General features: G+C 58.2%; 28 protein-coding genes and 1 tRNA gene. 17 read left to right on the top strand and 12 right to left on the bottom strand.

Annotation, left to right across the window (positions count from 1 at the left end; genetic code table 11):
* Positions 1 to 50 precede the first annotated feature (50 nt).
* The 13 genes from ACTYEO_RS03910 (at position 51) to ACTYEO_RS03970 (ending at position 11,028) form a co-directional block, all read left to right on the top strand.
* Positions 51 to 188 carry a hypothetical protein gene (locus tag ACTYEO_RS03910; protein WP_449322407.1) on the top strand — a complete coding sequence of 46 codons (138 nt, stop codon included), beginning with the start codon at positions 51 to 53 and terminating at the stop codon, positions 186 to 188.
* Between the two features lie 41 nt (positions 189 to 229).
* A complete protein-coding gene (locus ACTYEO_RS03915; protein ID WP_449322408.1) occupies positions 230 to 1,096 on the top strand; it encodes a branched-chain amino acid aminotransferase in 867 nt (288 codons plus the stop codon).
* Between the two features lie 78 nt (positions 1,097 to 1,174).
* Entirely contained in the window at positions 1,175 to 1,630 is a 456-nt protein-coding gene (locus tag ACTYEO_RS03920) for a universal stress protein (protein WP_449322409.1), read from the top strand.
* An 83-nt stretch (positions 1,631 to 1,713) separates the two neighbouring features.
* Positions 1,714 to 2,277, top strand: a complete 564-nt coding sequence (locus tag ACTYEO_RS03925) for a NifU family protein (protein ID WP_449322410.1) — start codon at positions 1,714 to 1,716, stop codon at positions 2,275 to 2,277.
* A 16-nt stretch (positions 2,278 to 2,293) separates the two neighbouring features.
* Positions 2,294 to 2,947 (top strand): tRNA (adenosine(37)-N6)-threonylcarbamoyltransferase complex dimerization subunit type 1 TsaB, encoded by a 654-nt coding sequence (tsaB, locus tag ACTYEO_RS03930; RefSeq protein ID WP_449322411.1) that lies wholly within the window; start codon positions 2,294 to 2,296, stop codon positions 2,945 to 2,947.
* Positions 2,944 to 3,387 carry a ribosomal protein S18-alanine N-acetyltransferase gene (rimI, locus tag ACTYEO_RS03935; protein ID WP_449322412.1) on the top strand — a complete coding sequence of 148 codons (444 nt, stop codon included), beginning with the start codon at positions 2,944 to 2,946 and terminating at the stop codon, positions 3,385 to 3,387. Before tsaB ends, rimI begins: the two co-directional genes overlap by 4 nt.
* A gap of 164 nt (positions 3,388 to 3,551) precedes the next feature.
* On the top strand, positions 3,552 to 4,547 hold the full coding sequence (locus ACTYEO_RS03940; RefSeq protein WP_449322413.1) for a BMP family lipoprotein: 996 nt from the start codon (positions 3,552 to 3,554) through the stop codon (positions 4,545 to 4,547).
* 150 nt (positions 4,548 to 4,697) lie between these two features.
* Positions 4,698 to 6,236: an ABC transporter ATP-binding protein gene (locus ACTYEO_RS03945; RefSeq protein ID WP_449322414.1), complete on the top strand. Its 1,539-nt coding sequence runs from the start codon at positions 4,698 to 4,700 to the stop codon at positions 6,234 to 6,236.
* Positions 6,236 to 7,351 (top strand): ABC transporter permease, encoded by a 1,116-nt coding sequence (locus tag ACTYEO_RS03950; RefSeq protein ID WP_449322415.1) that lies wholly within the window; start codon positions 6,236 to 6,238, stop codon positions 7,349 to 7,351. The genes ACTYEO_RS03945 and ACTYEO_RS03950 overlap by 1 nt, the downstream gene beginning before the upstream one ends.
* 5 nt (positions 7,352 to 7,356) lie before the next feature.
* On the top strand, positions 7,357 to 8,475 hold the full coding sequence (locus ACTYEO_RS03955) for an ABC transporter permease (protein ID WP_449322416.1): 1,119 nt from the start codon (positions 7,357 to 7,359) through the stop codon (positions 8,473 to 8,475).
* Positions 8,459 to 9,262, top strand: coding sequence for a purine-nucleoside phosphorylase (locus tag ACTYEO_RS03960; protein WP_449322417.1), 804 nt, complete (start codon positions 8,459 to 8,461; stop codon positions 9,260 to 9,262). Before ACTYEO_RS03955 ends, ACTYEO_RS03960 begins: the two co-directional genes overlap by 17 nt.
* A gap of 93 nt (positions 9,263 to 9,355) precedes the next feature.
* Positions 9,356 to 10,273, top strand: coding sequence for a sulfite exporter TauE/SafE family protein (locus tag ACTYEO_RS03965; protein WP_449322418.1), 918 nt, complete (start codon positions 9,356 to 9,358; stop codon positions 10,271 to 10,273).
* 2 nt (positions 10,274 to 10,275) lie between these two features.
* A complete protein-coding gene (locus ACTYEO_RS03970) occupies positions 10,276 to 11,028 on the top strand; it encodes a TIGR02186 family protein (RefSeq protein ID WP_449322419.1) in 753 nt (250 codons plus the stop codon).
* A 2-nt stretch (positions 11,029 to 11,030) separates the two neighbouring features.
* Here the strand turns inward: ACTYEO_RS03970 and ACTYEO_RS03975 are convergent, their stop codons facing one another.
* On the bottom strand, positions 11,031 to 11,762 hold the full coding sequence (locus ACTYEO_RS03975; protein ID WP_449322420.1) for an SDR family oxidoreductase: 732 nt from the start codon (positions 11,760 to 11,762) through the stop codon (positions 11,031 to 11,033).
* A complete protein-coding gene (locus tag ACTYEO_RS03980) occupies positions 11,759 to 13,288 on the bottom strand; it encodes an ATP-dependent DNA helicase (RefSeq protein ID WP_449322421.1) in 1,530 nt (509 codons plus the stop codon). Before ACTYEO_RS03980 ends, ACTYEO_RS03975 begins: the two co-directional genes overlap by 4 nt.
* 213 nt (positions 13,289 to 13,501) lie before the next feature.
* On the opposite strand from ACTYEO_RS03980, the gene ACTYEO_RS03985 reads away from it, so the two are divergent.
* Positions 13,502 to 13,804 carry a hypothetical protein gene (locus ACTYEO_RS03985; protein WP_449322422.1) on the top strand — a complete coding sequence of 101 codons (303 nt, stop codon included), beginning with the start codon at positions 13,502 to 13,504 and terminating at the stop codon, positions 13,802 to 13,804.
* On the opposite strand, the gene doeB is transcribed toward ACTYEO_RS03985, so the two are convergent.
* Both doeB and doeA read right to left on the bottom strand, forming a co-directional pair.
* Positions 13,801 to 14,778, bottom strand: a complete 978-nt coding sequence (gene doeB / locus ACTYEO_RS03990; protein ID WP_449322423.1) for a N(2)-acetyl-L-2,4-diaminobutanoate deacetylase DoeB — start codon at positions 14,776 to 14,778, stop codon at positions 13,801 to 13,803. The genes ACTYEO_RS03985 and doeB overlap by 4 nt on opposite strands.
* Positions 14,775 to 15,950, bottom strand: a complete 1,176-nt coding sequence (gene doeA, locus ACTYEO_RS03995; protein ID WP_449322424.1) for an ectoine hydrolase DoeA — start codon at positions 15,948 to 15,950, stop codon at positions 14,775 to 14,777. Before doeA ends, doeB begins: the two co-directional genes overlap by 4 nt.
* A gap of 159 nt (positions 15,951 to 16,109) precedes the next feature.
* Between doeA and ACTYEO_RS04000 the strand changes: the two genes are divergently transcribed.
* On the top strand, positions 16,110 to 17,480 hold the full coding sequence (locus ACTYEO_RS04000) for an aminotransferase class III-fold pyridoxal phosphate-dependent enzyme (RefSeq protein WP_449322425.1): 1,371 nt from the start codon (positions 16,110 to 16,112) through the stop codon (positions 17,478 to 17,480).
* Between the two features lie 51 nt (positions 17,481 to 17,531).
* Here the strand turns inward: ACTYEO_RS04000 and ACTYEO_RS04005 are convergent, their stop codons facing one another.
* The 4 genes from ACTYEO_RS04005 to ACTYEO_RS04020 form a co-directional block, all read right to left on the bottom strand.
* Complete coding sequence (locus ACTYEO_RS04005; protein WP_449322426.1) at positions 17,532 to 18,449, bottom strand: ring-cleaving dioxygenase; 918 nt, start codon at positions 18,447 to 18,449, stop codon at positions 17,532 to 17,534.
* Between the two features lie 117 nt (positions 18,450 to 18,566).
* Positions 18,567 to 20,003: a methyl-accepting chemotaxis protein gene (locus tag ACTYEO_RS04010; protein ID WP_449322427.1), complete on the bottom strand. Its 1,437-nt coding sequence runs from the start codon at positions 20,001 to 20,003 to the stop codon at positions 18,567 to 18,569.
* A gap of 231 nt (positions 20,004 to 20,234) precedes the next feature.
* Positions 20,235 to 20,310: transfer RNA gene (locus tag ACTYEO_RS04015), tRNA-Ala, on the bottom strand.
* Between the two features lie 108 nt (positions 20,311 to 20,418).
* Positions 20,419 to 20,760, bottom strand: a complete 342-nt coding sequence (locus ACTYEO_RS04020; RefSeq protein WP_449322428.1) for a TIGR02300 family protein — start codon at positions 20,758 to 20,760, stop codon at positions 20,419 to 20,421.
* Positions 20,761 to 20,881: 121 nt separating this feature from the next.
* On the opposite strand from ACTYEO_RS04020, the gene ACTYEO_RS04025 reads away from it, so the two are divergent.
* Complete coding sequence (locus ACTYEO_RS04025) at positions 20,882 to 21,610, top strand: M48 family metallopeptidase (protein WP_449322429.1); 729 nt, start codon at positions 20,882 to 20,884, stop codon at positions 21,608 to 21,610.
* 12 nt (positions 21,611 to 21,622) lie between these two features.
* Positions 21,623 to 22,276, top strand: coding sequence for a GntR family transcriptional regulator (locus ACTYEO_RS04030; protein ID WP_449322430.1), 654 nt, complete (start codon positions 21,623 to 21,625; stop codon positions 22,274 to 22,276).
* Positions 22,277 to 22,785: 509 nt separating this feature from the next.
* Here ACTYEO_RS04030 and lpdA read toward each other — a convergent pair.
* The 4 genes from lpdA to ACTYEO_RS04050 form a co-directional block, all read right to left on the bottom strand.
* The gene (gene lpdA, locus ACTYEO_RS04035) at positions 22,786 to 24,174 is read right to left on the bottom strand and encodes a dihydrolipoyl dehydrogenase (RefSeq protein WP_449322431.1); all 1,389 of its coding nucleotides are present in this window, start codon (positions 24,172 to 24,174) and stop codon (positions 22,786 to 22,788) included.
* A 130-nt stretch (positions 24,175 to 24,304) separates the two neighbouring features.
* Positions 24,305 to 24,694 carry an MAPEG family protein gene (locus ACTYEO_RS04040; RefSeq protein WP_449322432.1) on the bottom strand — a complete coding sequence of 130 codons (390 nt, stop codon included), beginning with the start codon at positions 24,692 to 24,694 and terminating at the stop codon, positions 24,305 to 24,307.
* 23 nt (positions 24,695 to 24,717) lie between these two features.
* The gene (locus ACTYEO_RS04045; protein WP_449322657.1) at positions 24,718 to 25,473 is read right to left on the bottom strand and encodes an SseB family protein; all 756 of its coding nucleotides are present in this window, start codon (positions 25,471 to 25,473) and stop codon (positions 24,718 to 24,720) included.
* 29 nt (positions 25,474 to 25,502) lie between these two features.
* Complete coding sequence (locus tag ACTYEO_RS04050) at positions 25,503 to 26,096, bottom strand: uracil-DNA glycosylase family protein (RefSeq protein ID WP_449322433.1); 594 nt, start codon at positions 26,094 to 26,096, stop codon at positions 25,503 to 25,505.
* Positions 26,097 to 26,245: the final 149 nt, after the last annotated feature.

A 26,245-nucleotide genomic window follows, 5' to 3' on the forward strand; every position in this document is an offset into this window, starting at 1 on the left:
GTCCTTGCGGATGTTCGGCCAAAGGGCTCCTTTTTGAACGGAGGCAACAAATGACGAATACGCATACGAAGACCAATTTGCAGCTTGGCATGGATGAAGCCACCAAAGCGCCCAAGCCTGCTGCTGGGAAAACAGAAAAAACAGCGCCCTCGATGCAATATCAGCAGGGTTTTGCGGCTGGACGTTAACACCAGCCTGCCCCTATTGTCGGCGTCAGGAGGAATGATCCATGGCGACCGGCACCAATATCAAAACCTATTTCAATGGCACATGGCATAGCGGCGACATCCCCGTGATGAACGCCGCTGACCATGGGTCATGGCTGGGAAGCACCGTTTTTGACGGCGCGCGCCATATCGATGGTTTGGCCCCTGACCTGATGGCCCATTGCGAGCGGGTCAACCGCTCGGCCGAGGCGCTGATGATCACGCCCAATCACACCGCCCAAGAGATCTTCGATATCGCATGGGCCGGTCTCAAACTTTTTGAAGAGGGCACGCCCGTCTATATCCGCCCGATGTATTGGGCGATCCATGGCGGGCATATGGGAATTCTGCCGCAAGCGGGCTCAACTGGGTTCTGCATCAGCCTTGAAGAAATTCCGATGGCGCAGCCCGACCAAGCCGCCACTTTGACCACCACCCAGTTCCGCCGCCCCGTGCTGGCCGATAATGTCGTCAACGCAAAGGCAGGCTGCCTATACCCCAATAATGCAAGGATGCTGGCCGAGGCTGGCGCCAAAGGCTATTCCAATGCACTGGTCTGTGATGCCGCTGGCAATGTCGCGGAAACGGCCACCGCAAATGTCTTCATGGCCAAGGATGGCGTTGTCTTCACGCCAATCCCCAATGGCACCTTTCTGTCAGGCATCACACGGGCGCGGCACATCAAAAACCTGCGCGAGAACGGGGTCGAGGTGGTCGAAACCGTGATGAGCTATGATCATTTCAGACAGGCCGATGAGGTCTTTTTGTCCGGCAATCTGAATAAGGTCACGCCGGTCTCGGAATTTGATGGCACGCATTACCAGCTTGGCCCGATCACCCGCCTTGTGCGCGAGATGTATTGGGATTGGGCAAAGACAGACGCGGCCTAGAGTGCACGGCGTGCTGCTCAAACCCGTTGCAAGACCCGCCGCTTCACGCCATGCTGCATGGCCGAAGGGATAAATGCCATGCGTAAGTTTCTGGTCGTACTCGACGATACCCGCGAATGCCTCAATGCAATGCGCTTTGCAGCTATGCGCGCTGCCAAAACGGGCGGCGGCGTGGAAATCCTTTCCGTGATCTCGCCCGAGGAATTCAATCATTGGATCGGGGTAGGCGAAGTGATGCGCGCCGAGGCCCGTGAACGGATCGAGGCGCATTTCAATGTATTCGCAAAATGGATGCGCGACCGCCAAGGCGTTGACCCGACCCTTGTGATCCGCGAGGGCGAGCCTGTGCAGGAAATTCTTGGCCAAATTCGCGAAAATCCCGATATCGGCGTGCTGGTCTTGGGCGCTGGCAGCGATAAGGGAGGACCAGGGCCCTTGGTGACGCAATTGACCAAGACAGCGGGCAGCCTTCCAGTGCCGATCACGATAGTTCCAGGCGAATTGTCGAAAGAACAGCTGGAACATATCACGTAAACGCGCTCGTTTAGAATGATTCCAAAACTTGACTTTCGGGCGTTGCGGTCGCATATCTGACAAAACCGCTAAGGAAATGGCATATGTTCATCCAGACCGAATCCACTCCGAACCCCGCAACGCTGAAGTTTCTGCCCGGCCAGACCGTGCTGGAAGCCGGCACCGCTGATTTCCCTTCGGCCGAGGCCGCCGAGAAGTCACCACTTGCTTCGCGTATCTTCGGTGTGAACGGTGTGACGGGTGTTTTCTTTGGCACTGATTTCGTGACTGTGACCAAGGCTGAGACCGTTGAATGGGATCATGTGAAGCCCGCCATTCTGGGCGCGGTGATGGAGCATTTCCAATCTGGCGCCCCCGTGATGGAGGGTGAGGCTGATGCATCCGGCGGCCATGCCGAGCATCACGGCGAAGATGGCGTGATCGTTGAACAGATCAAGGAATTGCTCGACACCCGCGTGCGCCCTGCTGTGGCACAAGATGGGGGTGACATCACCTTCCACGGATTTGATCGCGGCGTGGTTTATTTGCATATGCAGGGGGCTTGCGCTGGCTGCCCATCTTCGACCCTGACGCTGAAAATGGGGATCGAGAACTTGCTGCGCCACTATATTCCAGAAGTGCTCGAAGTTCGCCCCGTCGCGGTCTGACCAGCGATATAGGCCAATGAGCGACCCTATCATTCTTGCCTTTGATACATCGGCCGCGCATTGCGCGGCCGCTTTGCTACGCGGTGACAAGATCATCGCCGAAGCCTTTGAGCCAATGAGCAAAGGTCAGGTTGAACATCTGATCCCCTTGGTCGAAGACATGCTGGCCTCGGCAAGCATTGGCCTGAGTGCGCTATCGGCCATCGGGGTCGGGATCGGGCCTGGCAATTTCACCGGCATTCGGATTTCTGTCTCCGCCGCGCGCGGGCTTGCATTGGCGCTTGGCATTCCAGCCGTTGGTGTCTCCTCGCTTGAGGCATTGGCCCATGGCCAGACTGAGCCAGTTCTAGCCTGTGTTGATGCGCGGCGCGACCATGTCTATCTGCAACGCTTTGGCAAAGATGCCCAACGCGGGCCTGAACTGGCCAGCCTCAATGATATCTCGGATTGGGACAAGGCGGGTTTGCGCGTGATTGGCGGGCCAAGCCCTGACCTGGCAAGCGCACTCGACGCCGTGCAAATCCCCACACCCCTCTCGCCCGCGCCTGCCATCGCGCAGATTGCGGCGATGCGTTACACCCAACCCGATTTGCCACGCCCTGCGCCGCTCTATCTCAGAGCCGCCGATGCCGCACCATCGCGCGATGCACCGGTTGTGATCCTGCCATGACACCGAGCGCGCTGGCCGATATCCACCGCGCGGCTTTTACCCATGGCAGACCATGGCGCGCGTCGGAATTCGAACAATTACTATCGGCCAAGGTCAATCACCTGATCACCACGGACCACGGCTTTGCCGTGATCCAGCTGCTGCCGCCCGAGGTAGAATTACTGACCATCGCCGTTCACCCCGAGCATCAAGGCAAAGGATTGGGTCGCATTTTGATGCGGGAGCTATGCATATTCGCGGCGGCAAAAGGTGCGGCGCATGTCTTTCTTGAGGTGGATGCCCGCAACGAGGCCGCGCGCGCGCTCTATGAAAAAACGGGATTCGCCCAAAGCGGCACGCGCATAGCCTATTACAGCTACCCAGACGGGTCGCGAAGTGATGCAATTCTCATGACCCGCCCTTTGGATGCCGAACAAACAGGCAAACAAGGTAAAAACTAACCCAAGCCCACCCGACGCAACGTAAAGCTGCGAGAGAATCCGGTTGACCCCCAGCCCGCGCTTTGTCCTTATTCACGTGGGGATCTCATGATCTATGTTCAGCGAGGTTTGGCTGCCTTCTTGTGAAGGAAAACGCCGGCCCGCCACCAATCGGGAGTAAGTAAATGACAGTTACTACAAAATTGCTCGGCGCAAGCGCGGCTCTGGCTCTTTCTGCCACGGGCGCTTTGGCCGATCCTGCGCTGGTTTTTGACCTTGGCGGCAAGTTCGACCGCTCGTTCAACGAGGCCGCCTTCAACGGCGCCGAGCGTTGGGCAGAAGAAACAGGCGGCAGCTACCGCGAGATTGAATTGCAATCGGACGCGCAGCGTGAGCAAGCGATCCGCCGTCTGGCCGAGTCCGGCTCCAACCCGATCGTGATGGCAGGCTTTGCTTGGGGCTCCGTCCTTGATGTCTTGGCCGCCGAATACCCCGATACAGATTTCACCATCATCGACTCGGTCGTGGACCAGCCGAATGTGCAATCGGTGATCTTTCAGGAACATGAAGGCTCCTACCTCGTAGGCATGCTGGCGGCTATGGCCTCCGAATCCGGCACGGTCGGCTTTGTTGGCGGCATGGATATCCCGCTGATCTCGCGCTTTGCTTGCGGCTACGCCCAAGGGGCTGTTGCGGTGAACCCTGATGCGGTTGTGATTTCCAACATGACGGGCACAACACCTTCCGCATGGAATGACCCCGTACGCGGCGGCGAATTGACCCGTGGCCAGATCAGCCAAGGCGCGGATGTTGTCTTTGCAGCCGCGGGCGGCACGGGCTTGGGTGTTTTGCAAACCGCAACCGATGAGGGCATCTTGTCCATCGGCGTGGACAGCAACCAGAACTACCTGCATCCAGGCGCGGTTCTGACCTCCATGCTCAAGCGCGTAGACGTAGCCGTCTATAACGCCTTCACCGAAGGTGATGACCTCGTGCCTGGCATCCAAGTTCTGGGCCTTGCCGAAGAAGGCGTGGGCTATGCCCTTGATGACAACAATGCCGAGCTGATCACAGCCGATATGCAGGCCGCTGTTGATGAAGCGCGCGCCCAGATCATCGCAGGCGAGATCGCAGTTCATAACTACACCGAAGACGGCACCTGCCCCGTGCAGATGCAGTAAAACGGACTTGAACGGCGGGTTTGGTCATTGACCGCGCCCGCCGTTTTTGTTCCCACAAGGTCAGAAAGGGCCGCGCCGCAGCAAGGAGGCGGCCCTTTTCAGAGGCAGACTGCTCCGTTGCGGGGCCCTAGCCAAAGATGAGTATCTGAAATGTCCCTCTCCCCCGCGATCGAACTCAAAGGCATCTCGAAAGCCTTCGGGCCTGTTCAGGCCAATAAAGACATCTCGCTTTCGGTTCAGCCCGGAACGATCCACGGTATTGTGGGCGAAAACGGCGCTGGCAAATCAACGCTGATGTCGATCCTTTACGGCTTTTACAAAGCCGATAGTGGTGAAATCTGGATCAACGGAGACCTGACGCCTATCCCCGATAGCCAATCCGCGATCCGCGCGGGCATCGGCATGGTGCATCAGCATTTCAAACTGGTGGAGAATTTCACCGTCGTCGAAAATGTCATTCTCGGGGCCGAAGATGGTGCGCTATTGCGCCCCTCGGTCTCCAAGGCGCGCAGGCTTTTGACCGAGCTGGCCGAAGAATACGGGCTGGATGTCAATCCCGATGCCGTGGTCGAAGACCTGTCCGTCGGGCACCAACAGCGCGTCGAAATCCTCAAACAACTTTACCGCCACGCCGATATCCTAATCCTTGATGAGCCTACGGGCGTGTTGACCCCTGCCGAAGCCGATCAGCTGTTCCGCATTCTGGGGCGGCTAAAGGAAGAGGGGAAGACCATCATCCTGATCACCCATAAATTGCGCGAGATCATGGATGTGACCGATACCGTCAGCGTGATGCGCCGTGGCGAGATGACGGCCACGGTCAGGACCGCAGACACCTCGCCGCAGCAACTGGCGGAATTGATGGTGGGCCGCAAGGTTTTGCTGCGTGTGGACAAAGCGCCGGCCCAACCCAAGGACACCATCTTGACGGTCGAGAACCTCAAGGTCACAGATGAAGCAGGGGTTGAACGGCTGAAAGGCATCTCCCTTGAAATCCGTGCGGGTGAAATCCTCGGGATTGCGGGCGTTGCGGGCAATGGCCAATCCGAGTTGCTGGAAGTTCTGGGCGGCATGATCCCCGCATCGGGCGGCACGGTGACCCTGAATGGTCAATCCATCGACCTGACGGGTAAAGCCTCGGATGCAGGATCACGCCGCGCCCGCGGGATCGCGCATGTGCCCGAAGATCGCCAAGCCGAAGGGCTGATCATGCCCTATGAGGCATGGGAAAACGTGGCCTTCGGTTATCACCATGATCCGAAATACCAGCTCAACAGTTTTTTGATGGATCACGCAGCGATCAAGGCCGATTGCGCCGATAAGATGGAGCGCTACGATGTGCGCCCGCGCAATCCCCGCCTGCCTGCGCGCAATTTCTCGGGTGGAAACCAGCAAAAAATCGTCGTCGCCCGCGAGATGGAGCGCAACCCCGACCTGCTGCTTGTGGGCCAGCCCACGCGTGGCGTCGATATCGGGGCGATTGAATTCATCCACCAACAGATCATCGCCTTGCGCGATCAGGGCAAGGCGATCTTGCTGGTCTCGGTGGAGCTTGATGAAATTCTGGGGCTGAGCGACAGGATCGCCGTGATGTTCGATGGCCAAATCATGGGCGAGCGCTTGCCCGATCAGACTGATGAAAAAGAACTGGGCTTGCTGATGGCCGGCATGAAAGAGGGGGCCGCGTAATGGAACGTATGCCAAAATGGGCGGATGTGGTTCTGGTTCCCTTGGTCTCTGTGCTGCTGGCACTGATCGTATCGGGATTGGTGGTTCTCTATATCGGGGAAAACCCGCTTGAGGCGATGGCAGTCATGGTGCGCGGTGCGGTCGGGTCCAGCTATGGCTGGGGCTATACGCTGTTTTACGCCACGAATTTCATCTTCACAGGGCTGGCCGTTGCCGTGGCCTTTCACGCGCGCCTGTTCAATATCGGCGGCGAGGGGCAAGCAGCCTTGGGTGGCCTCGGGGTGGCTGTCGTGTGTTTGTCAGTGCCTTGGCCGCATTGGTCCATTGCCTTGCTGGCGGCCACGCTTGGCGCAGCCGTTTTCGGGGCGGCATGGGCGGCGGTGCCTGCATGGCTTCAAGCCAAACGCGGCAGCCATATCGTGATCACCACGATCATGTTCAACTTCATCGCCTCGGCGCTCTTGGTCTATCTACTTGTGAATGTCTTCCGCGTTCCGGGTTCCATGGCGCCTGAGACCGCGCGGTTTGCCGAAACCATGCATCTGCCCAATGCCTCGCAATTTGCGGGCTTTCTGGGTTTCCGCCCCTCAACCCCTTTGAATGTTTCCTTTTTCCTTGCGCTTCTGGCATGTCTATCTGTCTGGCTTTTGATCTGGCGCACGCGTCTTGGCTATGAAATCCGCGCCTATGGCCATTCCGAGACTGCCGCCGTTTATGCAGGCATCAATCCCGTCAAGATCGTGATGGTGACGATGCTGATCTCGGGAGCGCTTTCGGGGTTGATGGCGACCAATGCCGTGATGGGCGAGGCCGAGCGTCTGGTCATCGACAATGTCCAAGGTGCGGGCTTTGTGGGGATCGCCGTGGCCTTGATGGGCCGCTCGCATCCCGTTGGGGTAATTTTGGCGGCCCTTCTATTCGGGGCCTTGTATCAGGGCGGTGCCGAGCTTGAGTTCGAGATGCCCGCCATCAGCCGCGAGATGATCGTGGTGATCCAAGCGCTGGTGATCCTGTTCACAGGCGCGCTGGATGCGATGGTGCGCATGCCGATGGAGAAGATTTTCCAAAGCCTGCGCTTGCGGCGCGAAGCAGATACACGCGTGGCGGGGGAGTAATCGACATGGATTTTCTGACCATCCTTCAAATCCTCGATTCAACCGTCCGACTGGCCACGCCGCTTCTGCTGGCCTGCCTTGCGGGGCTGTATTCCGAGCGCGCAGGCGTTTTCGATATCGGGCTGGAAGGCAAAATGCTGGCGGCGGCTTTCTTTTCGGCAGCCGTGGCCTTCACCTCGGGTTCGGTCTGGGTGGGGCTACTGGCGGGGATCGCGGCCTCCATGGTGCTGGCGGCTTTGCATGGGGTGGCCTCGATCACCTTCCGTGGGAACCAACTGATCTCAGGCGTTGCGATCAATTTTCTGGCCGCTGGCCTGACAGTCGTGATTGCGCAGACTTGGTTCAACCAAGGCGGCCGCACCCCATCGCTGAGCGGGGCTGCGCGCTTTCAGGAAATCACCCTTCCAGGAGCTGAGGCGCTCTCATCCATGCCCGTAATCGGGCCGATCTATTCCGAGCTGATCTCGGGCCATTCCATTCTGGTCTATGTGGCGCTGCTGATCGTGCCTTTGACATGGTGGATCCTGTTCCAGACCCGTTTCGGCCTGCGCCTGCGCGCGGTCGGGGAAAACCCTGCGGCGGTGGATACGGCAGGCGTTTCTGTGGTGGCGATGCGCTATGCGGCCGTGCTGATTTGCGGGCTGCTCTGCGGCTTGGCGGGGGCCTATCTGGCCACGGGGCTTGCCGCAGGCTTTGTCAAAGACATGAGCGCGGGGCGCGGATTTATTGCGCTGGCCGCTTTGATCTTTGCGAAATGGCGGCCTTGGTATGCGCTGATGGCCTGCCTGCTCTTCGGCTTTCTTGATGCAGCCGGCAGCCGCTTCCAGAATATCGAGACCTCCTCGACCCTGATCCTGATCCTGCTTATCGCGGCCGCTGCTGCCCTGATCTGGACGGCGCGCAAATCCAAGCTTGATCTGGCCATCTTGGGCGGTTTGGCCGCGATCCTGCTGGTCGTTGCAGCCCTTGTCATGGTTGGCATTGGAATGGGCGGCATCGTGATCATTCCAGTCCAGTTCATGCAGGCGCTTCCTTATATTCTGACCGTGATCATTCTGGCGGGCTTTGTCGGCAAAGCCATCCCACCGCGCGCAGGAGGCGAGCCCTATGTCAAAGAACGTTGAGACGCTGGCAGATGTCATCCGCGCAAAAGCGGGGGATGAACCGCCCGTTTTAGGCTTGGTTCTAGGGTCGGGGCTTGGCCATCTGGCCGAGGCTGTTGACGGTGTCGCGATCGACTATTCCGACCTGCCCGGTTTCCCGCATGCAGGCGTTTCGGGGCATAACCCCAAACTGGTGATCGGCGATCTGGAAGGCGTCCGCGTTGCCGTCTTTGGCGGGCGCGCGCATTATTACGAAAGCGGCAAGGGCGACGCGATGCGCTTTCCCCTTGAGGTGCTCAAGGCGCTTGGCGGGCAATCCCTGATTCTGACCAATGCGGCAGGCTCGATGCGGGATGATCTTCAACCTGGTGAGTTGATGCTGCTCAGCGATCATATCAATTTCTCGGGCCTAAACCCGCTGATCGGTGAGCCGACAGATGCGCGTTTTGTGCCGATGAAAGACGCCTATGACCCCGCGATGCGTGCGGGGCTAATGGCCGCCGCAAAGGCCGAGGATCTGCCGCTCGAGAGCGGCGTTTATGCGTGGTATTCAGGCCCCTCCTTCGAGACCCCTGCCGAGATCCGCGCGATCAATATGCTGGGGGCCGATGCGGTTGGCATGTCGACGGTGCCCGAAGTTATCCTTGCGCGATTCCTTGGGCTGAATGTGGCCGCGATCTCAACCATCACCAATATGGCGGCGGGTCTCTCGGATGAGAATATCAGCCACGAGCATACCAAAGCGATGGCCCCTCTGGGTGCAGCCAAACTGGAACGCATTCTCAGGCGCTATTTACGAGACCTTTAAATCGATCCGATATGTCGCATGGTTTGACAATGGGCGTGATGCACTGTCTTTGATAGAGCGAACGCCTTCACAACGGTTTCCCATAGTTCGCAAATGCAAATTTACCTTCCCATCGCCGAGGTCAGCGTCAATGCCTTCCTGCTGCTTGGCATCGGGGGGATTGTTGGCATTCTGTCGGGCATGTTCGGCGTGGGTGGCGGCTTTCTGATCACGCCACTGTTGTTTTTCGTTGGGATCCCCCCCGCGGTGGCTGTGGCGACATCGGCAAATCAGGTTGTGGCCTCCTCGGTCTCGGGGGTGCTGGCCCATCTCAAACGGCGCACGGTTGACCTGAAAATGGGCGGTGTGCTTTTGGCAGGCGGCCTGATCGGGGCGGCTGCGGGTGTGCAGGTTTTCAACATTCTGCGGCAAAGGGGCCAAGTCGATCTGTTGGTCGAGCTTTGTTATGTGGTTTTCTTGGGCATTATCGGCAGCTTGATGTTTGTCGAAAGCCTGAGGGCCCTGCGCAAGACACGCGCGGGCGGGGTTGCCCCGCGCCGCAAGCATAATTGGGTTCACAACCTTCCCCTAAAGATGAAGTTTCGGACATCCGGTCTTTATATCTCGGTGATCCCGCCGCTACTGGTGGGGCTATTGGTCGGGGTATTATCGGCCATTATGGGGGTTGGCGGCGGGTTTATTATGGTGCCCGCGATGATCTACCTGCTTGGCATGCCCACCAAGGTCGTGATCGGCACATCGCTGTTCCAGATCATCTTTGTCACGGGCTTTGCCACGATCATGCATGCCACCACCAATCGCACGGTTGATCTGATCCTTGCGCTGTTCTTGCTACTTGGCGGGGTGATCGGCGCGCAAATCGGCACGCAGCTTGGCACCAAATTGCGGGCCGAGCAGCTTCGCATTCTGCTGGCCGCAATCGTTCTGGCGGTTTGCGCAAAAATCGCCCTCGACCTGCTCTTGCAACCGACCGAGTTGTTCTCGCTCTCCAATTCTCTGGGAGGGATGTGAGCATGCGCCGCCTAGCCCTTGCCCTGTTATTGTTCTTGGCCGCGCCTGTGGCGGCAGAAGATGTCGTGGCCAGCCTCAGCAGCAATGAAGTGGCCATCACCACAAATTTCAACGGCTCGGAGATTCTGATCTTTGGGGCTGTGCGCCGCGAAGCGCCAATCCCGCTTGATGCCCCTCTTGAGGTGATCATCACGGTTGAGGGGCCAAGCCGCCCTGTTGTGGTGCGCCGCAAGGATCGCGTGTTGGGGATTTGGGCCAATACCGAGATGGTGGATGTAGCGGCAGCCCCCACCTTTTACGCCGTCTCAACCACCAGCCCGTTTGAGGAGGTTTTGAGCGATGACAATGACCAGCGCCACCGCATCTCGGTGCCGCGCGCGATCCGCGCAGTCAGCTCTGGTGTGGAAGATCAAAGCGCATTCATTGAGGCCCTCATTCGCATCCGTCAGGACGAAGACCTTTACCAATATAACGAAGCTGCGGTGACATTGCGCCAATCAACCCTGTTCGATACGGCCGTTCAATTGCCCGCCAATCTGGTCGAAGGCGATTACCGCATGCGCATTTTCCTGACCCGCAGTGGTGAAGTGATCAGCCAATTGGAAAGCGATATCAGCGTGCGCAAAGTAGGCCTTGAGCGGCTGACCTATAATCTCGCACAGAACCAGCCGCTGCTCTACGGTATCTTGTCTCTGCTGATCGCAATCGCGGCGGGCTGGTTGGCCTCAGCCGCCTTCCGCTTGATCAGAACCTAGCGCTAGCCTCGCCCGACAAAGGGCATTTGGGTGGCCATGATCGTCTGGAACAACACATTGGCCGAAAGCGGCAAATCCGCCATTGCCAGAACCGCATCGGCCACATGGGACACATCCATGCTTGGTGGCGGGGTTTCACCGCGGGCTTTCGCGGCCTCGACGATACCTTCCAGAAGGTCTGTCATCGCATTGCCGATATCGATCTGGCCACAGGCCACATCAAAGGCGCGCCCATCCAATGCCAACTGCCGTGTCAGCCCTGTGATCGCGTGTTTGGTTGCTGTGTAGGGTGCGGCCCCCTCTCGCGGGGCATGGGCCGAAACCGAGCCATTATTGATGATACGCCCGCCGCGGGGATCTTGATGGCGCATGATCCCGAAGGCTTGACGTGCGCATAAAAACATCCCCGTCAGGTTCACATCCACAGCCTTTTTCCAATCGGCCACTGGCATTTCATCAATCATCGCAGCAAGCACGAAAACACCTGCATTATTGAACAAACAATCCAGCCTGCCTGTCTCGGCCACAAAGCCCTGAAACGCGGCCTCAACCGCCTCTTCATCCGTGACATCGGCTGGCAGGGCGAACGCCGCACCTTCATAACGGTCGGCGATATCTTCGAGCATCTCGGCGCGGCGGGCAATCAGGCCCACTTGCCAGCCAGCATCCAGAAGCTTTTCGGCGACCGCACGGCCAATTCCAGCGCTGGCCCCTGTGACAATTGCTGTTTTCATTCCGAATTCTCCGCTTCCAAAGTCAAAGGGGCAACAGGTGCTTCCAGATCATCCGCCGAGAGAGGGGTTGAGGGTTTCGACAGCATGTATCGCTGCACCCAGATCAACCGTTCCTCGGCACGGGTGATGGCGACATAGGCCAAGCGTTTCCACAAGGCCTGCCCCGCCTCGATCCGCCCTGCCCGAGACGCCGCGTAAAGATCAGGTGCAAAGACCTGCACATCGCGCCACTGGCTGCCCTGTGCCTTGTGGATTGTCACAGCCGCGCCATGCAGAAAGGCAGCCCCCATACGGGCGGCATAGGGGATGAAGGGTTCTTCCTCATCGGGCTTTTCGATCTTCACAATCGAGGCGGCGGACAGGCGCGGGCTTTCGGCCCCCACCACATGCAATTTCGAAAATCCAGGCTTGGAGCCTGCCCCGAGATAGACAACCTGCGCGCCCTTGATCAAACCGCGCGCCTCAAGATCAATGCGCTTCTTGCGGTGTTTGATCGGCAATTCGATCCCGTCACAGATCAGCGGCTCGCCCGATAAAAGCTCGGTATCGGAGGCACCATGCACGCGGCGAAACCCGTTAATCAGGCGAACGCGCGTGGCATTGCGCCAAACCAGCACGGGGCTGCGCGCCATCAGATCGCTATTGGCACGCGGCGAGACGACCACCCGCTCATCACGGCGGGCGGCGTCTTCGATCATCCGCTCGAACTCCTCGAAGCTGAGATTTGGGTCCGCCAAAGCATGGGCCAGATCAAGGATCGGGTTATCGGCCTCTTGGCGGTGGATGCGCCCCAATTCAAGACGCCGCTCGGCCCCGAGCTTGTCAAACACCATCTCGCCCGATTGCCCGACAGGGGCCAATTGCGCAGGGTCTCCGAACAGGATCAGTGTTGGAAAAATCTCGCGCAAATCATCGAATTGCTTTTGATCGAGCATCGAGCTTTCATCGACCAGACCAATATCCAGCGGGTCCTCGCGCCGTTTCCAGCCTGTGATAAAATCCGAGCCGCGCACCCCCGCCGAGGCCAAGGCCGCAGGCACCGATTTATGCGCCTCATAGACCGCCTTTGCGCGGTCCAGCATCTCATCGCTCAGGCCCTCAATCTCAGGGCGTTCCCCTTGGCCTGCCAACCATTCAGCGACCTTTTCATATTCGGGATCATAGACTGGCGTGTAAAGAATGCGGTGGATCGTGGTGGCGGGCACACCGCGCGTGCGCAAAACGCTGGCCGCTTTATTGGTGGGGGCCAGCACGGCGACTGTGCGGCGATCCTTGCGTTTGCGCCCCTCCCAATCCCCTGAAATCAGATCAATCCGCGCGCCTTCCAAGGCTTTGACCAAATGCGCCAGCAGCAGGGTTTTGCCCGAGCCTGCCTTGCCGACAACCGCCACAACACTGGCCTTGCCCTCACTTGCGGGTTGGGTCGTTTCATTGTCCAGATCAATCCCCATTCCCAGCAGCATTTCGGTGATGCGGTCATAGGCTTCGGCCTGATCGGGAGAGAAGGTCACAGCAGGTAATGTCATGGCCAGACCCTACCTCGTGGCCATGACACACGCCACGCGAAAACGCGCCTGCGCGGCCCGTTAACCAAGTCATCAAAACAGATCGTTTCAAATTCTAACATTTTTTGTATGCGCGGGGCCTAGTATGACCCTGTCTCGGTCCGTTGGAGAGGAAAACCCCTCTAACCAAGGCCCGGAGAATCCGGCCAACACCCTTATTGCCGGAAGATTTTCATGGAACATGAACAAGAACGGCTCACCGAAGCCGTGCTCGAAGCGATTATGACATCGGGCGCATCGGAAAGCAGCGCTGTGACATCGCTTGCGCGTGATTGGCCAGATCTGCCTGCGGCCGAAGCGATCCGCGGCTGTCTGATCGCCTGTGACAACATCTTATCGACCTTCACAGGCGGTGAAGACCGCAAGGATGTGGGGCTGGCGCGCAAAACCGCCCTCGAGATCGCAACCCGCATGTCGACGGCTGTGGCCGAAGGCAAGCACCCCGTATTGATGCGCGATATCGCCGAGCAGGGTTAACCCTGCGGAACAGCCAGAACAGCGGCGCAATCGCCCGAGGCGATCAATCCAGGCCAATGGCGCGCTACCAATATGCCATCGCGGCCCGCAAATAGCTTGCGCGGGGCAGCACCTGTGCAATCCAGCGGCCAGATATGGGCAATATCCTGCCCCTCGCTAACCTCTGCCCCCAGATCGACCAATGGCTCATACATTCCGTCCGTTTCGGCGAAGGTGAAGCAGCTGGCATCGGGCATATCCAGATGCTGGGTGGGGGTCATCATGACCTCGCCCCCAAGAATGCCCGCATGTTTCAGCAGATTGCGTACGCCCCGTTTGGCAATGGCCACGGTTTGGGCGCGCGCCGCCCCTGTGCCGCCCAATTCGGTGGTCACAAAGGTTTTGCCCGCGCGCTCCACCGCGCCGTCATACATGCCGCTATCATCAATCTCGAGCATCTTGACCGTATAGGGCGCGCTGAAGGCCAAGGCGGCTTCGGCGCATCGGGTCTCCTGCGCCTTGTCATCAAGCACATGCGAGGCCGCAAAGGGCAGAAAATCGAGGGTTTTGCCGCCCGAGTGAAAATCCAGCACCAGATCCGCCATCGGGATCAGCGTTTGCGTGAAATAGGCCGCGATCTTTTGGGTCATGCTGCCCCGCGCATCGCCGGGAAAGGCGCGGTTCATATTGCCTTGATCAATGGGCGAGACACGCGCGCCAGCCCGAAATGCTGGCGTATTCATTTGCGGCAAGATGATCACCCTGCCCTCGATCTCGCTTGGCTCAAGCGTCAGGGCCAGATCACTAAGCGCAATCGGCCCTTCATATTCATCGCCATGATTGCCGCCCGTCAAAAGGGCTGTAGGGCCGTCCCCGTTGCGGATCACACAGATCGGCACCATGACATGCCCCCATGCGCTGTCATCGCGGCTATGGGGGAATTTCAGGAAGCCGTGATGCTTGCCATCACGCTCCAAAGGGATTGTGGGGGTCATTTGACGAACAGCTCCCGTGGCAGGCTCGACAGGCATTCGACGCCAGTTTCAGTGATCAAGATCGGCTCGGTGATTTCCAGTCCACCATCATCGAGCCAAAGCGCGGGCATGAAATGGAAGGTCATTCCGGGCTGCAAAACCGATTTATCGCCACGCCGAAAGCTCATCGTGCGCTCGCCCCAATCGGGCGGGTAGCTCAGCCCAATGGCATAGCCGCAGCGGCTGTCCTTCTCGAAGCCCAATGCATTAAGTTTGGCATTGAAAGCATTGGCGATATCTTCACAAAAATTTCCGGGCTTGGCTTGGGCAAGACCCGCTTCAACCGCCTCAAGAACGGCGGCCTCGGCGCGGCGGTAGGTCTCGGGCGGCTCACCCAGAAACAGGGTGCGCGATTGCGGGCAATGATAGCGACGATAGCAGCCCGCGATCTCGAAGAAAGTCGCCTCGCCTGACGCCATCGGCTTGTCATCCCATGTCAGATGTGGCGCGGTCGCATCCATGCCCGAAGGCGTCAAAGGCACAATGGCGGGGTAATCCCCCCAATGCCCATCCGCGCCTTGAATGCTCGCATGCGATATATCGGCGACAAGCGCGTTTTTCGGCAAGCCCGGCTCGGCCTTGTCGAGGATCACCTGATGCATCCGCTCAACAATCTTGGCCGCGCGGCGCATATAGGTGATCTCTTGCTCGGATTTCACCGCGCGCTGCCAGTTCACAAGGCCTGTGGCATCGCGCAATTCCGCCTCGGGCAAGCCCGCCTCGAGCGTTTTATGCGCAGCGGCTGAATAATAGTAATTGTCCAACTCCACCCCGATCCGCGCCGTTTCACCGCCCCTTTGGCGGATCAGTTCAGCCAAGGTTTCATGCGGATGCTTTGCAGGGTTCTGGACATAGGTATCATCATATCCAATCACGGCCTCATCGCGCATCCAGACAGTTCTGAGCGCGCCAAGCCCGTCCATGGCCCGCCCCCACCACAATGGCTCGCCGCTATGCCCCAACAGCACCGCTTGATGGACATAAAAGGACCAGCCGTCATAGCCCGTCAGCCACGCCATATTGGACGGGTCGGTAACGATCAGAAAATCCAGATCGCGCTTGGCCATCTCGGCGCGGGTGCGCTCAATACGCGCGAGGTATTCCTCGGTCGGGAAATTGACGATGCGGGACATGGGCGCGGACCTCCTTGTTTTGCCCCACTCTGGCAGCAAGCCCGCAGCGAAGTATGTGAAGACACGTCATAGAAGGGTCAAAAAGCGTCGCGATAAAACAATCGAAGTCGTAGTTAAAAATGCTAGACTGGTCGCAATAGCGGGACAGGAGGAAAGACCATGCTCACCAATGACACACTTTCGAAATGGGATCGGGAGAGCTTTTTCCACCCCTCGACACATCTGGCCCAACATGCGCGCGGCGAAACACCCAGCAAGATCATGAAAACCGCAAAGGGCTGTTTCATCACCGACCGTGATGGCAACAAAATGCTGGATGCTTTTGCGGGGCTTTATTGTGTGAATATCGGCTATGGGCGCATGGAAGTGGCCGAGGCGATTGCCGATCAAGCCCGCGAGCTGGCCTATTACCACGCCTATGTCGGACATGGCACCGAGGTGTCGATCACCTTGGCGCAGATGGTCATGGACCGCGCGCCGGATCATATGTCGAAGGTCTATTTCGGCTTGGGTGGCTCGGATGCCAACGAGACCAACATCAAGATGGTCTGGTATTACAATAATATCCGTGGGATGCCGCAAAAGAAAAAGATCATCAGCCGCTGGCGCGCCTATCACGGCTCGGGTCTGGTGAGCGGGTCTTTGACGGGCTTGGCGCTGTTTCATAAGAAATTCGACCTGCCGCTGGAAAACATCCTGCACACCACATCGCCCTATTATTTCCGCCGCGATGACCTTTCGCTGAGCGAGGCGCAATTCACCGCCAAATGCGCCGCCGATCTTGAAGAGATGATCGAGCGCGAAGGCGCAGATACAATCGCTGCCTTCATTGCCGAGCCGATGTTGGGCACAGGTGGCATCGTGCCCCCGCCTGCGGGCTATTGGGACGCGATCCAACCGATCCTTGCCAAGCATGATATCCTGCTGATCGCCGATGAAGTGGTCACAGGTTTTGGCCGTCTTGGCAGCATGTTCGGCTCACCCCATTACGGATTGAAGCCCGATATCATGACCATCGCCAAGGGTCTGACCTCGGCCTATGCGCCGCTTTCGGGGTCGATCATCTCGGATAAGGTCTGGAAGGTTCTGGAACAAGGCACCGATGAAAACGGCCCGATCGGCCATGGCTGGACCTATTCGGCCCATCCCATCGGGGCGGCTGCGGGTGTGGCCAATCTCAAACTGGTCGATAGCCTCAATCTGGTCGAGAATGCGGGCGATGTCGGCCCTTATCTGACCGAACAGATGCGCCAAGCCGTGGGCGAGCATGCCTGTGTTGGCGAAGTGCGCGGCGAAGGCATGCTGACAGCCGTGGAACTGGTCGAAGATCGCGACAGCAGAACCTTCTTTGACCCCGCAAAGAAAATCACACCACAGATCGTGGCGGCCATGGGGCGGCGCGGCGTGATTGCACGCGCCATGCCGCAAGGTGATATCTTGGGCTATGCGCCACCGCTTTGCCTGACCCGTAAGGAAGCCGATACCGTGGTTTCGGCCACCAAGGACGCACTCACAGAAGTGCTTGGCTGATCATATGAAAACGGGCGGCCCAACGCGACGCGAAGCGCGCGATGGGGCTGCTCAAGCCAGCTTGATCGGGGGTAACACCTGCTCCAACTCGGCGCGACGGGCCTCATATTGGGGCGGCAGTTTCAGTGCCTCGCCCAAGCTGGATGGATCTTCATCCACTGCAAATCCTGGCGGATCGGTTGCGATCTCGAACAACACACCTCCGGGTTCACGGAAATAGATTGCATTGAAATACTGGCGGTCACGCACCTCGGTGACGGCATGGCCTTGCGCCAGCAATGCGTCACGCCAATGCAGCTGCACCTCGTCTGTTTCCGCGCGGAAGGCGATATGGTGGATCGACCCCGCCCCTTGCTTGGCCTTGGTCGCACCATCCTTGCGGATCACATCGATGATCCGCGCGCGCGCGTCACCCGGGGCTTGAAGGCGCAGGCGTTCCTCGCCCGCCTCGTTAACATGGCCCGCTTCCTCATAGCCGAAAACCTCGGTCAGCACCTTGGCCGTGGGCGCAATATCTTCCACCCAGAGCGTTGCGGAATGAAACCCATCAAGCGCGCTTGAGGCTGTGCTATCTGTTTCAATCAATTCGACAATTGCATCATCGGGATCGCTGAGCCTGATGACCCGCGCGCCAAAGCGGTCGGGCTGCACATCAAACTGCGCACCGCTTGCCTGCAAACGGGCAACCCATTCATCGAATTTCCCCTTTGGCACCGCATAGGCATAGGTATCGGTCGTGCCGAACCCCGCACTGCCCTTCTTGGCATTCACGAAGGGGAAAAAGGTCATGATCGTGCCGGGAGAGCCCGCCTCATCCCCGTAATAGAGATGATAGACATCAGGCGCGTCGAAATTCACGGTTTTCTTGACCAGCCGCTGACCAAGTGTGCCCGTGAAGAAATCAACATTGGGTTGCGGCGGGCCGGAAATCGCCGTGATGTGATGAAGCCCTGGGATCGTCTTGGTCATTGGATTACCTGCGGGTAGGTTACGAGGACGTGCAGGCCTCTAAATGGAGCCCGATTGCCTGTGTAATCAACCCGCAGAAATCATCATGTTCTGTGCGTCAGCTCACACAGCGCAAGTTCAATCGATCAGATAAGCCAAACGCAGACCACCCCAATGGCGTCCATTCACAGTGATCGGAGCCGAGACATCCTTCATCATCCGGAAATCGCCATTGCCCATATCGCGGCGATAAGCCTGCAAAAGGAAAGGCCGCTGGCTTCTGCCCGCTTCAAGGCCGACACGGTCATCAAAAATCCGACGGTTCCGCGAATTGGCCGCGTTCCAAGCTGGCTCGCCCGCACGCTGGGGCTGGCTGAACTTGAGGTTATGGCTCGGGATATAGCCGTTGCGATCAATCGCTGCACAAAAGACCACTTTTGGCGAGAATTGCAGCATCGGCTCCTGGATGGCGGGCAGAACTGCATCGGTGAAATGCGCGAATTGCGTCATATGCTGGAGCGGCTCACTGCCTTGGATTGGCTTGTAGCGCTCGTCAAACAGGGCCACGATCGAGATCTGCCCTTTGGAAACCGCCTCTTCGAAAATATTCGAGACCAAACCCGCCATTTTCTTTACGGCTTCCACATAAGGCGTGTCGACAGTTTCAACACCCAGACGTGCGAACATGCCTGTGATCGCTTCCGAGCTATCGGTGATATCAAGCAGCTTTGACGTTGCCTGCGTGATGCTCTGGGTGGAGCGCTCCACCATATCGGTCAACTCGCCCACTTCATCTTGGGTCGTCGTGATGGACTGCTCGATATGGGTTGCTTCCTCAACGATCTGTTCCTGCGACACGCGCACCTCATGCAGCGTACTCGGCAGAGACGTGACTTCGCCACCAACGGTGTCGGTCTGCTCGCGGATGCCCGTGGCCAGTTCCGTGGCCGAGGTCACATAGCTCATGACGCGCTGCACTTCTGCGGTCAAAGCCTCGATCGTCTGGCCAATATCAGCGGTCGCGCTGCTGGCCTGTGTGGAGAGGTTCTTTACCTCGCCCGCAACAACCGCGAAACCACGCCCATGCGCGCCCGCCCGAGCGGCCTCAACAGCGGCGTTGAGCGACAGAAGGTTGGTGTGGCGTGCAATACCCGCGACATGATCAGACACTTTGGCCACGCGGCCCAAGGTTTCGGTCACTTTGGCAAGGTGGTCATTGATCAGCGAGACTTGCTCGGTCAATTGGGTCACATCATCAACCATGCGCGTCAGGCTTTTGGTCGTGCCGATGATACGCTCTTCGGCTTGGCTCGATGTCTCCAATGCAGACGAGGCCGAGACAATGACATGCGCACCGCTATCTGCCATGCGCGCCATGCGGTCGCGGATCGTGCGGAACCCGTCGCGCTGATGGACAGAAACGGCCGAGACATCCTGAACATCCCCACTGACGGCAGCAATCGAAACCGCGAGGTCTCCGATCTTGCGCGCGATCTTGGTGATCGTCTCGGACTCCTGCGCGGCATCTGTCGCTGCTTGTACATCACGAATATCGTCTGAACGAACTTGCTTCATGCCGGTCTCTTTTTTGCTGAATTGTCTAGGTGTAGAACGTCACGCAGACGCCATCCTTTAGGATCACGCTCCATTTAGAGAAAGAATTTGCAACATTCAGGCCAAGGAGGGAGCGGCGCGCGCAATCTCGGGAGGTCGCAATGACACGAGGCCAAAGTGACAGGATAAACCACCGCGTCGCTGTGGCGCGCGCAGGCGCGGAAGCTCGGATTTTTTTGGGATAGAGGATGATGGTGGAGCCTAGCGGGATCGAACCGCTGACCTCCTGCATGCCATGCAGGCGCTCTCCCAGCTGAGCTAAGGCCCCATCATTGGTCACCAAAACTCCGTTTCAGCAACGGGTGCGGTGTAGGGTTTCGCGTGGGGCAGATCAAGCGAAAAATCCGCCCGACGCGTCATCAATTAAAAACGAAGATCAATCGTCGTCATTGCTGGCAACATCTGCCAGATCGTCAAGGGCGACGGTATCATCATCGTCATCCTCAAGCACATCATCGCCGTCGATATCTACATCGTCTTCTACGTCGATTTCGATATCGTCGTCTTCAAGTACGATTTCTTCGTCATCAGACTTTGTTTCTTTGGCCGCGGACGCAGCAGCAGGTTTCTCAGCCATAAGGCTGCGAGAGCCTTTGCCTGTGTCCAAGGTCACTACTTCGCCAGTATAGGGACTGACGATCGGGTCTTTGTTAAGGTCGTAGAAGCGCTTGCCAGTTGTTGGGCACAAGCGTTTAACGCCCCATTCCTCTTTGGGCATGACACCCCCTTCAATCATAGGTATCGAGAGAATTGCGGTCACCTGCCACAATGTGCTTGGGGTGTCAAAGGCTTTTGGCCCTGATCCACCCCGATCAGGCTTGCCGCTATATAGGTGTGTGATGACGACAGGGAAAGAGCTTAAATTGCATGTCTTGTCAGGTGACCCGCCTGTCGAGGTAAAATTGCGCCGCTCGCCGCGTGCAAGGCGGTTTTCTTTGCGTGTGTCCCATGCAGATGGGCAAGTCAGCCTGAGCCTGCCCAAATGGGCCCCCGAACGCGAAGCTTTGGAGTTCTTGCACAGCCGCGAGGATTGGGTGCGCGCGCAATTGGCCAAGCGGCCCGATGTGAAACGCCCCGAAATAGGCGGAACGATTCCCGTTTGTGGAACCCTGAGGTCGATCTTGCCCGCAACAGGGCGGGTGGCCCGATTCGTTGATGGCCAGATCACAGTGCCAAATACACATCGCACGGCCCCTTTGGTGGCGGCTTTGCTCAAATCCCTCGCCCGCGAGCGGCTGATCGAGGCCAGCGACCGATATTCCGCAATGCTCGGCCTGCCCTATGCGCGCCTTGCGCTCAGGGATACCAAGAGCCGTTGGGGCAGCTGCTCAACAGCGGGGCATTTGATGTATTCATGGCGGCTGATCATGGCACCGACCGAGGTGCTCGATTATGTGGCCGCCCATGAGGTCGCGCATTTGGCAGAGATGAACCATTCTGACAGGTTCTGGGAAACCTGCGCTTCGCTTTATCCTGATTACAAGGCTCAGCGGGCTTGGCTGCGCAAACATGGCTCGGAATTGCTGGCATGGCGATTTGACAGCTTGCCAGAGACACCCAAAATGTGATCACATTTCGCCATGCTATTAAACCCTCGCCCCCATGAAACTGGCGCAGCCGTTGCGCATGAACGTGTGTACCGCACATTGCGCACCCGCATCATGCATGGAGAAATCATGCCCGGCCAAGCGCTAACCTTGCGCGGCCTTGGCAAGGAATTCGACGTCTCCATGACACCCGCCCGCGAGGCGGTGCGCCGGTTGGTCAGCGAAGGGGCTTTGTCTTTCTCGGCCTCGGGGCGCGTCTCGACGCCGGAATTGAGCAATGAACGGATCGAGGAACTGGCCGCTATTCGTGCCCTGCTTGAGCCTGAGCTGTCAGCCCGTGCGCTGCCGCGCGCCCATATGGCGTTGATCGAGCGTATGGAGGCCACCAATGCCACCATCTCGACCGCCATCGCGCGGCGCGATGCTGTTGGGTATCTGAAATCCAACCTCGAATTCCACCGCACCTTATATTTGCGCGCCCAAGCGCCTGCGATGCTGGCTTTGGCTGAAACAGTCTGGCTGCAACTCGGGCCAACAATGCGCGCGCTTTATGGGCGGCTGAACAGAACAGAAGCGCCCAATCACCATCGCCTGATCCTCGCAGCACTCAAAGCCGGTGATGAGCCCGGTTTGAGGCTGGCAGTTCGGGCAGATGTAACCCAAGGGCTGCGTTTGCTGGCCAGCTAAAAAACATCGTGTTTGTTATTAACGCGCCGTTAACCGTAATGCTGTTTATTGAGGGGGCGGTTATATAGCGTTCCCTATTTGATACAGCGTTCCCCAGTCTAAGCCGCGCACTGGATATTTGGCTCTGGTCGGGTCCCCTACCCCACCAAAATGGCCAGCTCCAGCAATCGATGCCGGATGCCGACCCTGCATCCGGCATCGCCCCCTTTTGGAGAATGGGGAGTAGACATTGGGTTTCTCGCAATGGGAGCGCATCGGCGGGCCGCGGTGCGACGATCCACCCTCACCACTGCGCCCTTTATGTCAGCCAAGCCCCTCTATGTGTCATGATCCGCAATAGCATTCGCCAAATCGTCGTGCCGTGGGGCGGCCCGCCGATGCGCGGCGGCCTGCGGCCTTTATTCCGCGCGGGAAATACCCAGATCGGAACCAAGACAACATCACACGCCACGAAAAAACGCCTCCCGTTTTGAACGGAAGGCGCTCTAGGTTTAGCAATCCTGCCTTAATCAGGAGTGGATCGCCCCATCACCGCAGGCAAGTGCCGCTTCTCGCACCGCTTCCGAATAGGTCGGGTGCGCGTGGCATGTCAGGGCAAGGTCTTGGGCCGAAGCGCCAAATTCCATCGCAACACACACCTCATGGATCAGATCGCCCGCCATTGGCCCGATGATATGCGCGCCCAGAATGCGGTCCGTATCTTTATCCGCCAGAATTTTCACAAAGCCATCGCCTGCAAAATTCGCTTTGGCGCGGCCATTGCCCATGAAGGAGAACTTGCCAACCTTATAGGCATGGCCCTCTTCCTTCAGTTGTTCTTCGGTTTTGCCAACCGTGGAGACCTCGGGATGGGTGTAGATCACACCAGGGATGACGCCATAATTCACATGGCCATGCTTGCCGGCGACCACCTCGGCCACGGCCATGCCCTCATCCTCGGCCTTATGCGCCAGCATGGGACCCGCGATACAATCGCCGATCGCATAGACACCTTTTACATTGGTCGCCCAATGCGCATCGGTCTTGATCTGGCCGCGCTCGGTCATCTCAACGCCAAGATCGGCAAGTCCCAGACCATCAACATAAGGCTTTCGCCCTGTCGCCACCAAGACAACATCGGCATCAACCACATGCTCGCTGTCATCTTTGCGCAGTTTATAGGTCACTTTGGCCTTGGACTTCGTCGCATCCACCTTCTGAACCGCAGCGCCCAGTGTGAAGGACAAGCCCTGTTTGGTCAGCAAGCGCTGGAATTGCTTGGCGGTTTCACCATCCATGCCCGGAGTGATGTGATCAAGGAATTCGATAACCGACACCTCGGTGCCAAGCCGCGCATAGACCGAGCCAAGCTCGAGGCCGATGACGCCTGCACCGATCACAACCATTTTCTTTGGGATCTTCGGCAGGCTCAACGCGCCTTCCGAAGTGACAACAACCTTCTCATCTATCTCGATGCCAGGCAGGGCCGAAGGCTCGGAGCCGGATGCGATGATGATATTCTTGGCCTCATGGACCTCATCACCGACTTTCACTTTTCCAGCCTCAGGCACCGATCCCCAGCCTTTCAGCCAGTCGATCTTGTTCTTTTTAAACAAGAACTCGATGCCCTTGGTGTTCTGACCAATGACGTCATCCTTATAGGACTGCATCTGGGTCCAATCGACCGAGGGGCTTTTGCCCTTGAGGCCCATTTTTGCAAAATTATGCTCGGCTTCATGCAATTGATGGCTGGCATGGAGCAGCGCCTTGGAGGGGATACAGCCGATATTCAGGCAGGTTCCGCCAAGCGTATCGCGCCCTTCGACACAAGCTGTTTTCAGGCCAAGCTGTGCACACCGAATGGCACAAACATAGCCGCCTGGTCCGCTGCCGATTACGATCACGTCATAGCTTGCCATATCTGGCCTCCTTTAGGCTTTGCATATTTGGCGGAATACGCTTGTGACAACGCACAAACAACCCGCTTTTATAGTGCTTATGGCCGATTTGCTTCAAAAAATCCAATTTGAAACGGCTTGTGATCACAAATTAGAAAAGGGCCGCGAATGTCATCACAACGGTGGCACCGAACCCCAGCATCCAGATCACCGAGCGCCAAGGTGCCAAACCCTGCGCATAAGCGGGGACATAGAGGATACGAGCGCCGAGATAAATATGCGCGCAGGTCTGAGTCACGGTATTTGTGCCCTCGCCCAAAGTGACCACCAAGACCGCGATGGCGAACATGATCAGGCTCTCAAAATGATTATCCATCGCCCGCTTCAATCGGCCTGCAAGCCCTGTGAGCAGGCGCTGCTCATCCCGCGCGCTCATGGCGTATTTCGGTCCGACCTGCAGATTTGCCGAAATGGAATAAAGGATGAATTGAACAAATTGCAGGATCAGGGCGAGGCCCAAGACATGGATTTCAACAGGCATGACGCATAACTTTCCTTGGCTGCTTACCGCAATTTCGGCGGTTTTGATGGGTCCATACCAGGGGCAGAGCCTGGCACGTGATTTGTCTGTTCAGGCTCGGGCAAATCAAAGCGCAAGCCAACGCGGGCCAAGCTGGCTGCGACCTGGTCGCTCGCCTTGAAAAACGCGACATCAAGGCTGCCTGCCTCAATACCCGAAAAGGTCAAGGCTTCGGCAACCGCGCGGGCCAGCGCGGGTTCAGCCCCGGGAAGCGGGTTGATAAAGGCCACCAGATGCGCTTTTCGCCCGCCTGAATATTGCGCCAAAGCCAGATAGGCCATCTTGGCCAAGCCGCCTGCGGCGGCAAGCTTGGCATCAATCGCTGTCAGCACGGCTTCGGGCACACCCGCAGGCGCGCTGAGTTCTTCGGGGGCCTCTTCGATCTCATCGGGGCGGGCAGAGAGGGTTTCCGCAAGCCAAACCATCGCGTCACCATCCAGAATGATCGACGAGGGCGCGACGCCGAGATTAAGGCCAAGCCCCATGGATTGGGGCGCCAGCATCTGGGCCAAAGACCTCCCCGACAAAACCGCATAAGGCGCGGCCGCCCCTTCGACAAAAGCCGAAAGGCGCTCCTCCTGATCAAAGGCCAAGACAAGCGATTGCCCATCAACGGGAAACACCTGCGGGCGGATATTGTCGCCCTCAGGCTCCTCGGCCAGCAGCAGAAACAACTCCACCCCTGCCAGTCGGTCATAGAAACGCAGCCGCGCTGCATCATCCTGAGGGGCGGCCTCCATGGCCTCATGGGCGGCATCAAGCGGCGTGATCAAGAAAGCACCTCCTTCAGTCGGGTGCGCAGAGCGGGCAAAAGCTCCTCGGCGAACCACGGGTTTTTCTTCAGCCAAGCCGTATTGCGCCAAGACGGATGGGGCAAGGGAAAGACATCGGGCGCATATGCGCGCCAATCAGCCACGGTTTGGGTAACGGCCGCTTTTCCGCCCAGATGCCATTTTTGGGCGTATCCGCCGACCAACAACGTCAGTTCTATGTCTTTAAGCTGTTCCAAGACCTGCGCGCGCCATGTTGCGGCGCAAATGGGCGGTGGCGGCAGATCACTACCTTTGGCGTCATAACCCGGAAAACAAAACGCCATGGGCAAAATGGCGATGCGGGCGCGATCATAGAAAACATCCGCCCCCAGCCCCATCCAGTCGCGCAGCCTATCGCCTGACGGGTCCGAGAAGGGCCGCCCTGATTGATGCACCCGCAGCCCCGGAGCCTGCCCTGCAATCAAGACCCGCGCTTCGGGCCTGACCCAGAAAACAGGCCGCGGGATATGGGCCGTTGCTGTCTGCTCAAAACGCTCCGCACAGAGCGTGCAGTTGGCGATGGCCTCGGAAAGATCGGATTGATCACGCATACCCTTTGCTAAATCAACATCCCAGCAGGTTCAAACGCAGCGGGATCAAGCCGCCAAAGGTCGTGCCAAGACCCTGTGGCAGGGCCAAAGCCCGATCTTATATCGGAAACTTGATCAAAGTTTAGAAACATGGCGAAAAGCCAGCGCTT

Source organism: Rhodophyticola sp. SM2404 (genome assembly GCF_053570515.1).

Coding starts and splice junctions, on each gene's coding strand:
- ACTYEO_RS03910 (WP_449322407.1), top strand. CDS start 51: ATGACGAATACGCATACGAAGACCAATTTGCAGCTTGGCATGGATGAA.
- ACTYEO_RS03915 (WP_449322408.1), top strand. CDS start 230: ATGGCGACCGGCACCAATATCAAAACCTATTTCAATGGCACATGGCAT.
- ACTYEO_RS03920 (WP_449322409.1), top strand. CDS start 1,175: ATGCGTAAGTTTCTGGTCGTACTCGACGATACCCGCGAATGCCTCAAT.
- ACTYEO_RS03925 (WP_449322410.1), top strand. CDS start 1,714: ATGTTCATCCAGACCGAATCCACTCCGAACCCCGCAACGCTGAAGTTT.
- tsaB (WP_449322411.1), top strand. CDS start 2,294: ATGAGCGACCCTATCATTCTTGCCTTTGATACATCGGCCGCGCATTGC.
- rimI (WP_449322412.1), top strand. CDS start 2,944: ATGACACCGAGCGCGCTGGCCGATATCCACCGCGCGGCTTTTACCCAT.
- ACTYEO_RS03940 (WP_449322413.1), top strand. CDS start 3,552: ATGACAGTTACTACAAAATTGCTCGGCGCAAGCGCGGCTCTGGCTCTT.
- ACTYEO_RS03945 (WP_449322414.1), top strand. CDS start 4,698: ATGTCCCTCTCCCCCGCGATCGAACTCAAAGGCATCTCGAAAGCCTTC.
- ACTYEO_RS03950 (WP_449322415.1), top strand. CDS start 6,236: ATGGAACGTATGCCAAAATGGGCGGATGTGGTTCTGGTTCCCTTGGTC.
- ACTYEO_RS03955 (WP_449322416.1), top strand. CDS start 7,357: ATGGATTTTCTGACCATCCTTCAAATCCTCGATTCAACCGTCCGACTG.
- ACTYEO_RS03960 (WP_449322417.1), top strand. CDS start 8,459: ATGTCAAAGAACGTTGAGACGCTGGCAGATGTCATCCGCGCAAAAGCG.
- ACTYEO_RS03965 (WP_449322418.1), top strand. CDS start 9,356: ATGCAAATTTACCTTCCCATCGCCGAGGTCAGCGTCAATGCCTTCCTG.
- ACTYEO_RS03970 (WP_449322419.1), top strand. CDS start 10,276: ATGCGCCGCCTAGCCCTTGCCCTGTTATTGTTCTTGGCCGCGCCTGTG.
- ACTYEO_RS03975 (WP_449322420.1), bottom strand. CDS start 11,762: ATGAAAACAGCAATTGTCACAGGGGCCAGCGCTGGAATTGGCCGTGCG.
- ACTYEO_RS03980 (WP_449322421.1), bottom strand. CDS start 13,288: ATGACATTACCTGCTGTGACCTTCTCTCCCGATCAGGCCGAAGCCTAT.
- ACTYEO_RS03985 (WP_449322422.1), top strand. CDS start 13,502: ATGGAACATGAACAAGAACGGCTCACCGAAGCCGTGCTCGAAGCGATT.
- doeB (WP_449322423.1), bottom strand. CDS start 14,778: ATGACCCCCACAATCCCTTTGGAGCGTGATGGCAAGCATCACGGCTTC.
- doeA (WP_449322424.1), bottom strand. CDS start 15,950: ATGTCCCGCATCGTCAATTTCCCGACCGAGGAATACCTCGCGCGTATT.
- ACTYEO_RS04000 (WP_449322425.1), top strand. CDS start 16,110: ATGCTCACCAATGACACACTTTCGAAATGGGATCGGGAGAGCTTTTTC.
- ACTYEO_RS04005 (WP_449322426.1), bottom strand. CDS start 18,449: ATGACCAAGACGATCCCAGGGCTTCATCACATCACGGCGATTTCCGGC.
- ACTYEO_RS04010 (WP_449322427.1), bottom strand. CDS start 20,003: ATGAAGCAAGTTCGTTCAGACGATATTCGTGATGTACAAGCAGCGACA.
- ACTYEO_RS04020 (WP_449322428.1), bottom strand. CDS start 20,760: ATGCCCAAAGAGGAATGGGGCGTTAAACGCTTGTGCCCAACAACTGGC.
- ACTYEO_RS04025 (WP_449322429.1), top strand. CDS start 20,882: ATGACGACAGGGAAAGAGCTTAAATTGCATGTCTTGTCAGGTGACCCG.
- ACTYEO_RS04030 (WP_449322430.1), top strand. CDS start 21,623: ATGCTATTAAACCCTCGCCCCCATGAAACTGGCGCAGCCGTTGCGCAT.
- lpdA (WP_449322431.1), bottom strand. CDS start 24,174: ATGGCAAGCTATGACGTGATCGTAATCGGCAGCGGACCAGGCGGCTAT.
- ACTYEO_RS04040 (WP_449322432.1), bottom strand. CDS start 24,694: ATGCCTGTTGAAATCCATGTCTTGGGCCTCGCCCTGATCCTGCAATTT.
- ACTYEO_RS04045 (WP_449322657.1), bottom strand. CDS start 25,473: ATGGAGGCCGCCCCTCAGGATGATGCAGCGCGGCTGCGTTTCTATGAC.
- ACTYEO_RS04050 (WP_449322433.1), bottom strand. CDS start 26,096: ATGCGTGATCAATCCGATCTTTCCGAGGCCATCGCCAACTGCACGCTC.